The sequence below is a fragment of the Nonomuraea ferruginea genome (genome assembly GCF_039540635.1).
In the GTDB taxonomy this organism is placed as follows: domain Bacteria; phylum Actinomycetota; class Actinomycetes; order Streptosporangiales; family Streptosporangiaceae; genus Nonomuraea; species Nonomuraea ferruginea.
Genome location: NZ_BAABFD010000018.1, coordinates 19,014 through 32,288, shown reverse-complemented (window position 1 = coordinate 32,288; position 13,275 = coordinate 19,014). Strand labels below are relative to the sequence as shown.

Genomic DNA, 13,275 nt, shown 5'->3' with positions numbered 1-13,275 from the left:
TACACCCGTGAGGCGATCAGATCCGCTGGATGTTCGCGGGGGCGCGGTGGACGAGACGCAGGCCCAGCTCGACGAGGGTCCAGCCGACGCGCCAGCTCATCGTGGGGCGGCTGTCGCGGGTGGCGCGCCAGTGGTCGGCGCGTTCCCGTAACTCGGCGTCGCGGATCTCCATGAGCCGCAGGTGGATGTCGGGGTGCATGGCCGTGACCTCCTCGGTCAGGGGCGGCGGGCGGGGAATCCGTACAGGTGGAGGTTGACGTTCTCGCGGCCTTCGGTGTCGCCGGCCTCGATGGCGGCCTCGCTGTGGCGCTGCCACCTCCTGACCACTTCCAGGAGCTCCTGGTTGAGCCCGTTCAGCTCGGCGGCGGTCAGGCGGGGCAGCGACTGCGAGCTGAAGGCGGCCGCGCGCCACTCGGGGGACCAGGCCGACTGCTCGTCGAGGTAGCGCTCGTACAGCTCGACGTGGTCGTGGAAGGCGGTGCGGGTGAACGCGGTGTAGGCGGCGGCCCGTTCGGGGGCGTCGCGGAAGTCCTTGTCCTGGACGCTGTAGTGGCGCATGACGAGCTGCCACCAGCGCTCGCGGCCGTCGCTGCTCTGCGGCTCGGCCTCCTCGATCACGCCGTGGGCGGCGAGCTTGCGCAGGTGGTAGCTGACCAGGGAGACCGCCTCGTCGACCTGGTCGGCGAGCTGGGACGCGGTGGCGACGCGGGCCTGGAAGAGGGCCCGGTAGAGCTTGAGGCGCAGGGGGTGGGCCATGGCCTTCAGCGTGTCCAGGTCGGTGATGCGCCTGCTCTCCATGGCGTCAGCCTAGATGGGAAGGATTAATTGCGCAACTTTTCTTTCCTATCTGGAGAAGAGTAAGGCGGGAGGGTGTGGCACCCTCCCGCCCTTGACCGGTCAGGAGGCGCGGGCCGCGTCCAGCACCTTCCGCGCGTCCCGCTCGAAGGAGGCGCGGGCGCCGAGCGTGAGCAGGCCGCCGATCACCATCACGGGGACCAGCGCGTACATGCCGGTCAGCAGCGAGCCGGTCCGCTCGGAGACGATGCCGACGATCAGCGAGCCGAACGCGCCGAAGCCGGCCATCAGCAGTTGCAGCACGGCGAAGCCGAGCCCCCGGGCGCTCGCCGGCACCACGTCCGCCAGGCAGGCGGTCATGTTGGGGATGGCGATCGACATCGAGGTGCTGGCGAGCACGGTCAGCACGGTCAGCCAGGCCAGCGAGTCCATCGACAGGGCGAGCGCCAGGATGAGCGCGCCGATCGTGATGCCGCCGCCGCCCGCGAGCAGGCGGCCGCCCTTGCGGGTGCCGTGCCACTTACGGCCCAGCCAGGAGCCGATGAGGGTGCCGCTCAGCGTGCCGGCCACCGTGATGAGACCGCTCAGCGACCCGGCGACGTCGGTCTCCACACCGAACGAGCGCACCATGAGCGTGGTCATCCAGTAGAAGACGCCGGCCAGGCCCAGGGTGAGCAGGCCGAGCCCGACGCACACGAAGATCAGCGTGGGGATGCGGATCACCTGGCGGAGCTGGGTGCCGAACGGCACCGGGTCGTGCACGGGCACCTTGTCGGGCGTCGGCTCGGGCACGGGCTCGGCGTGCACGGTGGCCCGGGCCTCGGGGGCGGAGCCGGTGGCGACGAGCCGGTCCAGCTCGCCCCGGCGCGGCTCGCGCAGGAACCACACCAGCAGGGCGGTGAGCACGCCGGGGATGACCATGATGAGGAACGCCTGCCGCCAGCCCAGCTGCGCCGCGAGCACGCCGCCGATCAGGGTGCCGACGCCGCCCAGGTAGGTGGTGACGCGGACCAGCCCGTACGCCTTGGCCCGGCTGGAGGGCGGGTACCAGTCGGCGAGCAGGCTGCCCGAGGCCGGGTTGTCGATGTTCTCGGCGGCGGCGAGCAGCACCCGCATGCCGAAGAACATCGCGAAGCCGGTCGCCAGGCCGGAGCCCGCCGTGGCGATCGCCCAGATGAAGACGACGATGGCGATGATGCGGGTGCGGCTGCGGCGGTCGGCCAGGTATCCGGCGGGGATGGCGACGATGGCCCCGGCGATCGCGGCGGCGGTCGGGATCGCGCCCGCCGCGACGTCGCTGATTCCCCACTCCTTGATGATGTGCGGGAGGACCCCTGACAGGAGGTTGGCCTCGATGCGGTCGACCAGGCCGACGATGAAGAGCACGACGAGCGGCGTCCAGCCGAACGGTGCCTGTGACGTGGCGTCGATCCTGCCGGTACGAGGCGAGCCCAGCGTTCCGACCATGCCCCACCTTCCAGTAGATAACTCTAGAATCGCGTTCTAGTTAGAGTGGCAGAAGTCACAGGATTCGTAAATGGGCGATTTCAGGCGAGTCACCGTTACGGTGGTGCGCGTGAGAGGGGCGCTGCTCGTCGCGGGCACCACATCAGACGCCGGCAAAAGCGTCGTCACCGCCGGGATCTGCCGCTGGCTGGCCCGGCGGGGCGTGCGCGTCGCCCCGTTCAAGGCCCAGAACATGTCGCTCAACTCGTACGTGACCGCGGACGGCGCCGAGATCGGCCGGGCCCAGGAGGTCCAGGCGCGGGCCGCCGGGCTGGAGCCGGTGGCCGACATGAACCCGATCCTGCTCAAACCGGGCAGCGACCGCCGCAGCCAGGTCGTGCTCATGGGCCGCCCGCTGACCGACGTGGACGCGACGGAGTACGGCGCGCTCAAGGACCGCCTGCGGACGGCGGCGCTGGAGTCGCTGGACCGGCTCAGGAACGCCTACGACGTGGTGGTGTGCGAGGGCGCGGGCAGCCCCGCCGAGATCAACCTGCGGGCCGGCGACCTCGCCAACATGGGCCTGGCCAGGGCCGCGAACCTGCCGGTGATCGTGGTCGGCGACATCGACAGGGGCGGAGTGTTCGCCGCCTTCTACGGCACGGTCGCGCTGCTGGACGCCGCGGACCAGGCGCTGGTCTCCGGGTTCGTGGTCAACAAGTTCAGGGGCGCGCGGGAGCTGCTCAGGCCGGGCCTGGACATGATCGAGGAGCTGACCGGGCGGCGCGTGTACGGGGTGCTGCCCTGGCTGGACGGGCTCTGGATGGACGTCGAGGACTCGCTCGCCCTCGACGGCCGCCGGGTGGTGACCGGGAAGCCGCACGGCAGGCAGACGCTGCGGGTGGCGGTGGTGCGGCTGCCGCGCGTCTCCAACTTCACCGACGTGGACGCGCTGGCCGCCGAGCCGGGCGTGGTGGTGCGGTTCGTGACCGGCCCGGCCGAGCTGGACGACGCCGACCTGGTGGTGCTGCCCGGCTCCCGCGCCACCGTCGCCGACCTGGCCTGGCTGCGTGAGCGCGGGCTGGCCGACGCGCTCGCCGCCCGCGCCGGGCCGGTGCTCGGCATCTGCGGCGGTTTCCAGATGCTGGCCAGGGAGATCGTGGACGAGGTCGAGTCGGGCGCCGGCCGGGTGGACGGGCTCGGGCTGCTGCCCGCGCGGGTGACGTTCGGGCCGGACAAGGTGCTCGGCAGGCCGTCCGGTCAGGCGTACGGGCATCCGGTGGACGCGTACGAGATCCACCACGGACGGGTCACGGTGGAGGGCGGCGAGCCGTTCCTGGACGGCTGCCGGGCCGCGAACGTGTGGGGCACGACCTGGCACGGCGCGCTGGAGAACGACGCGTTCCGTCGGGCCTTCCTGGCGGACGTGGCCGGGCGGGCGGGCCGCGCGTTCGAGCCCGACCCGGCCACCGACTTCGGCCGGTTGCGCGAGCGGCGCCTGGACGCGCTCGGGGACCTGGTGGAGCGGAACCTGGACACCGGGGCGCTGCTCGACCTGATCGAGAACGGCCCGCCGCAGGTGCCCGGCCTGCCGCCCGGGGCCCGGTGACCGTCAGCGGGGGTGGACCACGTCCGTCGCCGCGGCGATCATGGCCAGCACGGGGAAGATCGCCGAGGGCGGCACCCGGTAGACGCCGCGCTCCGGCTGCTCGACCAGCCCGGCCGAGCTGAGCGTCTTGAGATGGTGGTAGAGCTGGCCCTGCGAGGCCGGTGACAGCTCGGTCTGCAGCTCGGCCGCGGGCCGCGGGCCCCGCACGAGCAGTTGCAGGATGCGCAGCCGGGCGGGGTGGCCCGCCGCGGCCAGCACGGCCGCCATCGGGCCGGCCGGCTGCTCGACCAGCCAGCCGGGCGGCCGGGCCATCTCCCAGCTCCACCGGTAGCCGCCGAACCTGGCATGCCCGCCGTACACCAGCTTGCCGGACTCCTCGACCTCGCCGCCGGGCTCGGGCGCCCGGCCCTCCAGGGCGGCGACCCGGGCCTCCAGCGCGGCCACGCGCTCCTCGATCGTCGTCACAAGCGAAAGATACCCCGGAAAACCGGAATTCCGGAGTCAGCGGTTGCCGGGTGCCGGAAGCGAACCGGCGCCGAACCTTCCGGAGCCCGCCGGTGACGGCGGCGGCCCTCGGCGGGCACCATGGCGGGCATGACAGCAGTGGTGCGGGCCGAAGGGCTGACCAAGTACTACGGTAAGCGCCGGGGGCTGGAGGACCTCGACCTGGAGATCCAGCCGGGCGAGATCTTCGGCTACCTCGGGCCGAACGGTTCCGGCAAGACCACCACGATCCGGCTCATGCTCGACGTCATCCGGCCCACCCGCGGCACGGTGAGCGTCCTCGGCGCCGGCTCGCGGGAGGCCGCCGTACGGGCCAGGATCGGCTACCTGCCGGGCGAGCTCGCCCTGGAGGGCAGGGAGAAGGCCCGCGACTACCTGGAGTTCCTCGGGAAGGTGCGCGGCGGGGTGCCCGCCGGCCGGATCGGCGCGCTGGCCGAGCGGCTCGACGCCGACCTGGGCGTGCCCATGGGGAAGCTCTCCAAGGGCAACAAGCAGAAGGTCGGGCTCATCCAGGCGTTCATGCACGAGCCCGAGTTCCTCATCCTCGACGAGCCGACCAGCGGCCTCGACCCGCTGGTGCAGCAGGAGTTCCTCACCATGCTGCGGGAGGTGCGCGCCTCCGGGCGGACCGTGCTCATGTCCTCGCACGTGCTGGCCGAGGTGGAGCACGTCTCCGACCGGGTCGGCATCGTACGGGCCGGGCGGCTGGTCGCGGTGGAGAACGTGTCCGCGCTGCGCGAGAAGGCGGTGCGGCGGGTGGAGCTGCACTTCGACGCGCCCGTGCCGGCGGAGGCGTTCGACGGGCTGCCGGGGGTGCGGGACCTGCGGGTGGCGGGCGCGAGCGTGCGCTGCACGATCGACGGCCGGCCGGACGCGCTGATCAAGACCGCGGCCAGGTTCACCGTGGTGCACCTGGCCAGCGAGGAGCCGGACCTGGAGGAGATCTTCCTCGCCTACTACAGCGACGAGGGGAGACACGATGATCGCCAAGACGTTGCGTGACTACCGGCGGGCCCTCATCGGCTGGACGATCGGGATCAGCGCCTTCATGGGCCTCTACCTGGCCGTGTACGGAAGCGTGAAGGAAAATCCCGAGGTGTACGGCCCGCAGGCGATGGCGAAGTTCCCCGGCGCGCTGAAGGACCTCATGGGCGGCATGGAGGACTTCACCAGCGGCGCCGGCTACCTGCAGTCGGTCGTCTACCAGCTCTTCGTGCCGTTCCTCTTCCTGGCCTGCGCCATGCTCATCGCCAACCGGGCGCTCGCCCAGCCCGAGGAGGACGGCACGCTGGAGCTCGTCGTCACGCTGCCGATCGACCGCAAGCGGCTCGTCCTGGAGCGGTTCGCGGCCCTGGTGATCGGGCTGGGGGCGGTGGCGGCCATGACGCTGCTGGTCACCTGGGTGATGGCGGAGACGATGGAGATGGGGGTGCCGTTCGACCGGATACTCGCCGCGCACACCGGGGTCCTGCTGGTCGGGCTGTTCTTCGGGGCCGTCACCCTGGCCGTGGGCGCCGCCACCGGCCGCAAGGGCCCCGCCATGGCGGTCACCGGGGTGTGGGCGGTGCTCGGTTACGTCGTCGTCACCGTCGGGCGGAGCGTGGACGCCATCGCCTGGCTGAAGTGGCTGTCGCCGTTCCACTACTACGCCTCCGGCCAGCCGCTGCAGCAAGGGCTGCCGGTGGGGGAGTACCTGGTGCTGACCGGGGCCGCCGCGGTGCTGGGGCTCACCGCGGTGCTGGCCTTCGACCGGCGCGACGTGGGGGTGTGATGTCGCCGCGGGTGCCCGCCGAGCTGCTCGGCGGGCACCTCCGCACGCTGCGGGAGGCCGCCGGCACCGGCCGGCTGCCCGGCAGGGACGAACTGGACGCCTACCGCGCCGGCGGCCGCCGCGCCGCCGAGCTGGGCGTGCCGTTACGGCACCTGGTCGACGCCGCGCTGGCAGCCGCCGAGGGGCTGGCCGCGCCGTCGGTGCTGCCCGCGCTGCGCAAGGCCGTCGCCGCTCTCATGGAGGGGTACGAGAAGGCACAGCTCGCCGCGCTGCGCGAAGCCGAACGGGAACGCCGCGCGTTCGTCGACGACCTGCTCCACGGCAGGGCCGAGCGGCTGGCGGAACGGGCCGAGCACTTCGGGCTGCGCCTGGCCGAGTCGTACGTGGTGACCGTCGCCCGCGGGCTGGCCGGCACCGGCGCCGACGGCATCGAACGCGACCTGACCGAACGGTTCGGCTCGCACAACATCCTGGTCGCGGTACGGGACGGGCTGCTGGTGTGCGTGGTCCCGGCCACGCTCCCGGCGGCGGTCGGCGAGTTCACCCACCATGTACGCTCCCGCTTCCCCGCCGGCTGGCGGGTCGGCGTCGGCAGGCCGCAGCGCGGGCCCGGCGGCATCGTCGCCTCCTACCGGGAGGCGGCCGGCGCCCTCGACCTGGCCGACCGGCTCGGCCTGAAGCACGACGTGGTCAAGGCCGCCGACCTGCTCGTCTTCCCCGTACTGCTGCGTGACAGGAGCGCGATGGAGGACCTGGTGACGAGCGTCCTCAGCCCGCTGCTGCATGCGCGCGGCGGGCACGAGCCGCTGCTGGAGACGCTGGAGGCGATCTTCGCCGCGCACGGCAACCAGACCGCCGCCGCGCGCCGGCTGGGCGTCAGCGCCCGCGCGGTCACGTACCGGCTGCAGCGCATCAACCGCCTGACCGGCTTCTCCCCTGACGATCCCACCCAGCGGTTCACGCTGGAGACGGCCGTGCTCGGCGCGCGCCTGCTCGACTGGCCCTGGGAACAGCCGGGCGGCGAGTGACATTCGACGGCGGGGCCGAAGTCGGTAAGCTTACGCGCCGTGAGCGGTGAAACCTCCCACATCGGGCGCTACAGGCTGGTGCGTGTGCTGGGCCGGGGTGGGATGGGCACGGTCCATCTCGCCGAGGACCCTTCCGGGCAGCAGGTCGCCATCAAGGTGATCAACCCCGAGCTGAGCCAGCACGAGCAGTTCCGCATGCGCTTCCGCAGGGAGGCGGACGCCGCGCGGCGGGTGCGGCGGTTCTGCACGGCGGCCGTGCTGGAGGCCGCGCTCGACGGCGACCAGCTCTACGTGGTCACCGAGTACGTTCCGGGGCCGAACCTGGAGGAGGCGGTGCGGCAGTCCGGGCCGCTCCGCGGGTCCAGTCTCGACGCGCTGGCCGTGAGCGTGGCGACCGCGCTGACCGCCATCCACGGGGCCGGGGTCGTGCACCGCGACCTGAAACCGTCCAACGTGCTGCTGTCGCCCGTCGGGCCGCGGGTGATCGACTTCGGCATCGCGCGGGCGCTCGACACCCTGGGCGGCGTCACCGGCACCGGGGAGCTGATCGGCACGCCCCGATACATGGCGCCCGAGGTGCTGCGCGGCGAGCCGGTTTCGCCGGCCTGCGACGTGTTCTCGTGGGGCTGCCTGGTGGCGTACGCCGCGAGCGGGCGGTCGCCGTTCCCCGGCGACACCCTGCCCGCGATCGTTTACCAGGTGCTCAACACCGAGCCGAGCCTGGACGAGGTCGAGCCGGGCCTGCGCGAGCTGGTCCGGGCCGCGCTGCACAAGAACCCCGCCATGCGCCCGACCGCGCAGCAGCTCCTCGACCACCTGGTGGGCCGGGCCGCCGGGCCGGAGCAGGTGGCGCACACCGTCCAGGTGGCCTGGCAGCAGGCGACCACGCCGGTCACCGCCGCGACCTCGTACGCGCCACGCGGCCCCGGCAGGGCCAAGCTCATCGCGGGCGCCAGCGCGGCGGCGGCGCTGCTGGTGACGGCAGGCGTCGTCGCGTGGGCGCTGATGCCGGGCGGGCCGCCCGAGATGTCGGTGCTCTACCGGGAGGATTTCACCCAGACGTCCGGCGGCTGGAACGGCAGGTACGACCCCTCCTCGGGCTCCAGCTACGGCTACCGCACCGACGGCACGTACGGGCTGGACGTGGAGCCGAACTACGAGGAGCGCTGGGCGGAGGCGGCCATCCCGTTCCTGACCAAGACGCCGACCGCCACCCCCGACCCGTCGGCGACCCCCACGCCGATGCTCCCCGAGACCGTCCTGGTCGCGGTGACCGCCGAGGTCAAGCAGGTGACCGGCTCGGGCGAGTACGGCGTCTACTGCCACGCGGCGGACGACGACACCTACTACGAGTTCGGCCTCGACACGGCAGGCAACGCCCGCGTCCGCCGCATCTACAACGGCTCCGGCGGCACCATGGCGGAGCCGGCGCAGGTCGGCGAGCTGAAGGGCAAGGTCCGCATCGAGGCCGCCTGCGAGCAGACCGGCAAGGCGGTGCGGCTCACCCTGTGGGTCAACGGCAAGAAGGTCGTGTCGGTCGACGACCCGAACGGCATCGGCAACGGCTCGGTCGGCATGTTCGCCCGCACGCCGAAGGACGAGAAGTCGGTGCTGAAGATGGCCTACGACGACTTCGAACTCCGCGGCACCCCCGCCCAGTCGTAGGCGGACCGCCCTGTCCCATCACGTGACCGACGGCCGGAGGGCGGAGGGGAGCCGGGTGGTGGTGGCGGCGAGGTGGCGGAGTCGGGCTTCCGACGCGGAGCCGGGTTCGGCGGCGTACAGGTCGAGGCCCTGGAGCTCGGGGTCGCCCGGCAGGGACACCAGCTCGGCCGACAGGCGGAGTTCGCCCACCACGGGGTGGTCGAGGACGTAGTCGCGGTGGGTGGCGGCGGCGACGTGGTGCTCGGTCCACAGGGCGCGGAACTCGGGGCTCCGCTTGCAGACCGCGTCCACGTGCGCCATGACCCGCGGGTTCTCGGGGTAGCGGGCGGCCAGGACGCGGAGCCGGGCCACATGCTCCCGGGCGAGCCGGTGCCAGCCGTCGCCGTGCATGCGCCTGACGTCGTCGTCCAGGAAGATCAGGTGCCCGAGCGTCCGCCGCTCCTCGGGGATCGCGGCGAGGTCGGCGAAGACCGCGGCGGCGAGGGTGTTCCAGGCGATCACGTCGGCGTGCCGGCCCAGGACGAGGGCCGGGGTGAGGACCAGGGAGTCGAGCAGCCGCTGCAGCCCCGGCCTGATCGGGTGCTGCGGGAAGTCGCGGCACCGGTGCGCCGGGTGGGCGAGCGCGTGCAGGTAGGACCGCTCGTCATCGCTGAGCCGGAGCACGTCGGCGATCGAGTCGAGGACCTCGGCCGAGACGTTCTGGCTGCGGCCCTGCTCCAGCCGGGTGTAGTGGGCGACGCTCACCCCGGCGAGCAGGGCCAGCTCCTCGCGGCGCAGCCCCGTCACCCGCCTGGTGCCGTTGGTCTTGAAGGGCAGCCCCGCCTCGTCCGGCCGCAGCCGCGCCCGCCGCGACTTGAGGAACTCGCTCAGCTCGACATCACGCTCCATAGGTCGCCAGCCTAAGCAAAGTTTGCGTACGCAGAACACGGGGCTGGCTGACGTCCGGGGCCGCGGCGAGGCTGACCGGCATGAGATTCGCGTTCCCCCTCGTCCTCCTCGGCCTGGGCAGCATGATCACCGCCCTGGACTTCACCGTCGTCTACGTCGCGCTCCCGCACATCGCGCGGGATGTCGGTTTCTCCCCGTACGCGCTGCAATGGGTGGTGAGCGCGTACGCGGTGCCGTTCGGCGGCTTCCTGTTGCTCGGCGGCCGGCTGTCCGACCTGCTGGGCAGACGGCGGATGTTCGTGCTGGGCATGCTCCTGTACGGGGTCGCGTCCATGCTCGGCGGGCTGGCCACGGGGCCCGGCCCGCTGATCGCCGCCCGTGCGCTCCAGGGGCTGGGCGGGGCGGTGCTGCTGCCGGCCACGCTCTCGCTGGTCGTCACCATGTTCGACGAGGGCCCGGCCCGCAACCGGGCGATGACGGTGTGGGCGGTGTGCGGCGCGAGCGGGCTGAGCCTCGGCGCGCTGCTCGGCGGCGTGCTCACGGCGACGTTCGGCTGGCAGGCGGTCTTCTTCGTGAACGTGCCGATGGCCGCCGCCGGGATCGTGGCCGCCTTCGCCGTGCTGACCCCGGACGGTACGCGACGGCCGGGCGGCTTCGACCTGCCCGGAGCGGTCACCGGCACCGCCGGTGTCACGGGGCTGGTGTTCGCCATCGCGCACGGCGCCCAGTGGGGCTGGACCTCGCCCGGCGTGATGGCGTCCCTGGCCGCCGCCGTGGTGCTGCTCGCCGGGTTCGTCGCGATCGAGGCGCGCAGCCGTAACCCGCTGCTTCCGCCGCGCCTGCTGGCGAACCCGCACACGCGCACCGCGACTGGGGTCATCCTGGTCTACGGCATGGCCCTGCAGTGCGTCCCGTACTTCCTCACCCTGCACTTCCAGGACGTGCTCGGGTACGACGCGATGCGGTCGGGCCTGGCGTTCCTCGGGCCGACGCTGGGCATCACGGCGGGCAACATCATCGGCGAGCGCCTGATCCCCCGGCTCGGGCTGCGCGGCACGCTGACCCTCAGCCTGCTCGTGGGCGCCGCCGGCACGGCGCTGCTGGCCTGGAGCCTGTCCGCCGACGGCTCCTATCTCGGCCTGCTGGCCGGGCTCGTCGTCTTCGGGCTGGGCTCGGGGCTGTCGTTCACCACCATGTTCATCCTCGCCACGACCGGCGTGGCCCCGCATGACCAGGGAGCGGTCTCGGGGCTGTCCTCCACCTTCCTTCAGACGGGCGGCAGCACGGGCCTGGCCGTGCTGGTGGCCGTGGCCTGGCGTGACACCACCGGCCTGACCGGCGAGGCGCTGCGTGCCGCCACGGTGGACGGGCTGCGTTCCGCGCTCTTCGTCGCCGCGGCGATCGCCGTGGTCGGTGTGGTGGCGGCGGGCAGAGTCCCCCGCCGGACGGCCGACGCGGTTTCCCGGTCCTGATCCCTCACCCTGAAGTCGAGGGGACCCCGCCCTCTGGCGGGGGAACCTCGTCGCCCTCTGAACCTCCATCAGGGGTGGCCCCGAAGGGGGCTTCTCCCCTCCGCAAGGCGAGAACCTGGTCCAGACCGAGCGCCGCGGGTGGCGCGTGCCGCGGGTGACCGGAGGCGATGGCATGCCGGAAGGCTTGCTCGGCCGCTTCCAGCTCCCCCCGGCTGGCGAGCACTATCCCCAGGTTCAAGGCGGCATGAGGCGCGCTGTCCGGATGGTTCGAAGCGATCACCCGCCGGAAGGCTTCTCCGGCGGCGCTCAGCTCCCCCGCATGGGCGAGCAGGGCACCCAGGTTCAGTTCGGCCCTGGGCGCATGGTCGGGGTGGTAGGAGCGGATCGCCTGCCAGTAGGCGTCTTGCGCGGCGTCCAGATCTCCGTGCTCTTCGAGCATTTTCCCGCAGACGAGTGCGGCGAGCGGTGCGGTGTGGGGATTACGCGAATGGATCACTTGGTGGAAGGCGTCTGTGGCGGCTTCGATCTTCCCCTGATTGGAAAGCGCTATTCCCAGTTGAAGGGTGGCCATGGACGAACGATCGGCGTTCTGCGAGCGGGCCGCTTGCCGGAAGGCGTCCGCGGAGGCTTCCACCTCTCCCTGCCCAGCGAGCAGAATGCCCAGATAGCCCGCGGAGACGGCCGCCTCTTCAAGGTGAGGTGAGGTGGCCGCCTTGCGCCCTGCCGCGATGGCGTGCTCTCGCTCCCCGCGGTTCTCGGCTCCGTACATGATCGCGCGCGCATCGGACGGGTTGACGATCGAGATGAGTTCGGCCCAGAGGCCCGGATGGATCGGCCGGGCTCCTTCGTCGGCGGACACGATGTGGTCAAGAGCCTTCCACCCTGCCTCACCGTCGCCGGTGTCCGCGGTGAGCAGAGCGACCTGGGAGGAGACGGGGACGGCCGCCCAGGTGCGGAGGCCCTGCTGGAAGGTGTCCGGAGTGGCGGGCACGCCTGCCCGTATCGCCGGTAGATAGAGAGCGAACAGCCGCGAGAGCTCAGCGTCGGTGACAGGACGGGTGAGTCCCGCACGGCGGCAGTCGACCGCTGCTTGGACGATGGCGCAGCCGGCCGGATCGTCATCGGGCCCGGCCTTGTACTTGGCGAAGAGCTCGATCGCGCCGACGAGGGTCTCGGCGATGCTGCCTCGGAAGGTCTCCCCAGGGTAGAGAGCTTCGGCTTGCTCACGCTCGGCGTCGGTGGGCGGGCGGAAGACCAGTTCGTGGCCTTGGCCGTCGCGGTGCGCGCGGCTCAACGCCGTTCGGGCGACGCGCGTGCTGTCGGTACCGGACTTGAGGATCTGACCGCGCCTTCCGGCGGTCATGGTCGCGACCAGTACGGCCTGGCGGGCGACCGCGTCCAGCACGGCAGGCGTCAGGACTTCGAGGTCGGCGACGGTGATGTCGTCGAGGTGGACCACGGCCGGTCCCTCGCCGGAGGGGAGAGCTTTATCGGAGAGAGCGAGTTCCGCGAGAGCGGCTCCGCTGGCAGGCAGCAAGACGACGGTGTCTTCGGGGAACACCGCCCGGATGGCTTCGGCGGTGATACGGGACTTGCCCGCCTTGGTGTTCCCCCACACCAGCACGAACGGATAGGGCGGGCCGGGCGCGCTGAGGGCGTCACGGATCTGCGTGTCGTCAGGCTCGCGGGGGACATAGGGGTCGCGCCCGCTGGTGGTGTACTGGGTGGGGGTGACTCCGAAGTCGGTGGCCGAGAGCTGACCGAGCCGGGGAAGCTCGCCGGCGCTTCCTCGCAGGACCCGGGTGGTGACGTACCGCCGCTTGTCGTCGAGTTCCTCCGCCGTCCGGGCCTTCCGCTCGACGCGCGCCCCGATCAGGGGGAGAACGACGGAAAGGGCGGCGAGGAGGAGCACGATCCCGATGCAAGCGGTGATCACCGAGTCGGACTGACCGGGCAGCTGCATCAGCATGGTGGTGATGGCGAGAAGCGCGGCCTGGGTGGTGGTCGCGACGGTGATCCAGATCGTCAGGTGTCGCCGTGCCCACACCGCCAGTCTCGTGGCTGTCGAGCGTCGAGCATCCTCGCGGTCCGCCACCG

Annotated in this window: 12 protein-coding genes; 6 read left to right on the top strand and 6 right to left on the bottom strand. The window is 72.2% G+C overall.

Annotated features, from left to right (window positions below; translation table 11 throughout):
• Positions 1-16: 16 nt before the first annotated feature.
• From ABD999_RS30535 to ABD999_RS30525, 3 genes are all read right to left on the bottom strand, one after another.
• Complete coding sequence (locus ABD999_RS30535) at positions 17-199, bottom strand: hypothetical protein (RefSeq protein ID WP_148029842.1); 183 nt, start codon at positions 197-199, stop codon at positions 17-19.
• 17 nt (positions 200-216) lie between these two features.
• A complete protein-coding gene (locus tag ABD999_RS30530; protein ID WP_148029843.1) occupies positions 217-798 on the bottom strand; it encodes a winged helix-turn-helix domain-containing protein in 582 nt (193 codons plus the stop codon).
• Between the two features lie 99 nt (positions 799-897).
• Positions 898-2,262 carry an MFS transporter gene (locus tag ABD999_RS30525; RefSeq protein WP_271278107.1) on the bottom strand — a complete coding sequence of 455 codons (1,365 nt, stop codon included), beginning with the start codon at positions 2,260-2,262 and terminating at the stop codon, positions 898-900.
• Between the two features lie 70 nt (positions 2,263-2,332).
• Here ABD999_RS30525 and ABD999_RS30520 point away from each other — a divergent pair, with 70 nt between their 5' ends.
• Positions 2,333-3,850 carry a cobyric acid synthase gene (locus ABD999_RS30520; protein WP_378525172.1) on the top strand — a complete coding sequence of 506 codons (1,518 nt, stop codon included), beginning with the start codon at positions 2,333-2,335 and terminating at the stop codon, positions 3,848-3,850.
• Positions 3,851-3,853: 3 nt separating this feature from the next.
• On the opposite strand, the gene ABD999_RS30515 is transcribed toward ABD999_RS30520, so the two are convergent.
• Complete coding sequence (locus tag ABD999_RS30515) at positions 3,854-4,315, bottom strand: ArsR/SmtB family transcription factor (RefSeq protein ID WP_219548003.1); 462 nt, start codon at positions 4,313-4,315, stop codon at positions 3,854-3,856.
• A gap of 129 nt (positions 4,316-4,444) precedes the next feature.
• Here ABD999_RS30515 and ABD999_RS30510 point away from each other — a divergent pair, with 129 nt between their 5' ends.
• From ABD999_RS30510 to ABD999_RS30495, 4 genes are read left to right on the top strand one after another with little or no spacing between them, the layout of a single operon-like run.
• Positions 4,445-5,356, top strand: coding sequence for an ABC transporter ATP-binding protein (locus tag ABD999_RS30510; RefSeq protein ID WP_271278109.1), 912 nt, complete (start codon positions 4,445-4,447; stop codon positions 5,354-5,356).
• The gene (locus ABD999_RS30505; protein ID WP_271278110.1) at positions 5,334-6,125 is read left to right on the top strand and encodes an ABC transporter permease subunit; all 792 of its coding nucleotides are present in this window, start codon (positions 5,334-5,336) and stop codon (positions 6,123-6,125) included. Before ABD999_RS30510 ends, ABD999_RS30505 begins: the two co-directional genes overlap by 23 nt.
• Positions 6,125-7,153: a PucR family transcriptional regulator gene (locus ABD999_RS30500; protein WP_271278111.1), complete on the top strand. Its 1,029-nt coding sequence runs from the start codon at positions 6,125-6,127 to the stop codon at positions 7,151-7,153. The genes ABD999_RS30505 and ABD999_RS30500 overlap by 1 nt, the downstream gene beginning before the upstream one ends.
• Positions 7,154-7,192: 39 nt before the next feature.
• On the top strand, positions 7,193-8,818 hold the full coding sequence (locus ABD999_RS30495; protein ID WP_271278112.1) for a serine/threonine-protein kinase: 1,626 nt from the start codon (positions 7,193-7,195) through the stop codon (positions 8,816-8,818).
• An 18-nt stretch (positions 8,819-8,836) separates the two neighbouring features.
• Here ABD999_RS30495 and ABD999_RS30490 read toward each other — a convergent pair whose 3' ends face one another.
• The gene (locus tag ABD999_RS30490; protein WP_271278113.1) at positions 8,837-9,706 is read right to left on the bottom strand and encodes a helix-turn-helix domain-containing protein; all 870 of its coding nucleotides are present in this window, start codon (positions 9,704-9,706) and stop codon (positions 8,837-8,839) included.
• Positions 9,707-9,786: 80 nt separating this feature from the next.
• Here ABD999_RS30490 and ABD999_RS30485 point away from each other — a divergent pair, with 80 nt between their 5' ends.
• Entirely contained in the window at positions 9,787-11,178 is a 1,392-nt protein-coding gene (locus ABD999_RS30485; protein WP_148029851.1) for an MFS transporter, read from the top strand.
• Between the two features lie 4 nt (positions 11,179-11,182).
• Here the strand turns inward: ABD999_RS30485 and ABD999_RS30480 are convergent, their stop codons facing one another.
• Positions 11,183-13,273: a tetratricopeptide repeat protein gene (locus ABD999_RS30480; RefSeq protein ID WP_271278114.1), complete on the bottom strand. Its 2,091-nt coding sequence runs from the start codon at positions 13,271-13,273 to the stop codon at positions 11,183-11,185.
• Positions 13,274-13,275: the final 2 nt, after the last annotated feature.

Coding starts and splice junctions, on each gene's coding strand:
- ABD999_RS30525 (WP_271278107.1), bottom strand. CDS start 2,262: ATGGTCGGAACGCTGGGCTCGCCTCGTACCGGCAGGATCGACGCCACG.
- ABD999_RS30500 (WP_271278111.1), top strand. CDS start 6,125: ATGTCGCCGCGGGTGCCCGCCGAGCTGCTCGGCGGGCACCTCCGCACG.
- ABD999_RS30530 (WP_148029843.1), bottom strand. CDS start 798: ATGGAGAGCAGGCGCATCACCGACCTGGACACGCTGAAGGCCATGGCC.
- ABD999_RS30520 (WP_378525172.1), top strand. CDS start 2,333: ATGGGCGATTTCAGGCGAGTCACCGTTACGGTGGTGCGCGTGAGAGGG.
- ABD999_RS30510 (WP_271278109.1), top strand. CDS start 4,445: ATGACAGCAGTGGTGCGGGCCGAAGGGCTGACCAAGTACTACGGTAAG.
- ABD999_RS30505 (WP_271278110.1), top strand. CDS start 5,334: ATGATCGCCAAGACGTTGCGTGACTACCGGCGGGCCCTCATCGGCTGG.
- ABD999_RS30490 (WP_271278113.1), bottom strand. CDS start 9,706: ATGGAGCGTGATGTCGAGCTGAGCGAGTTCCTCAAGTCGCGGCGGGCG.
- ABD999_RS30485 (WP_148029851.1), top strand. CDS start 9,787: ATGAGATTCGCGTTCCCCCTCGTCCTCCTCGGCCTGGGCAGCATGATC.
- ABD999_RS30535 (WP_148029842.1), bottom strand. CDS start 199: ATGCACCCCGACATCCACCTGCGGCTCATGGAGATCCGCGACGCCGAG.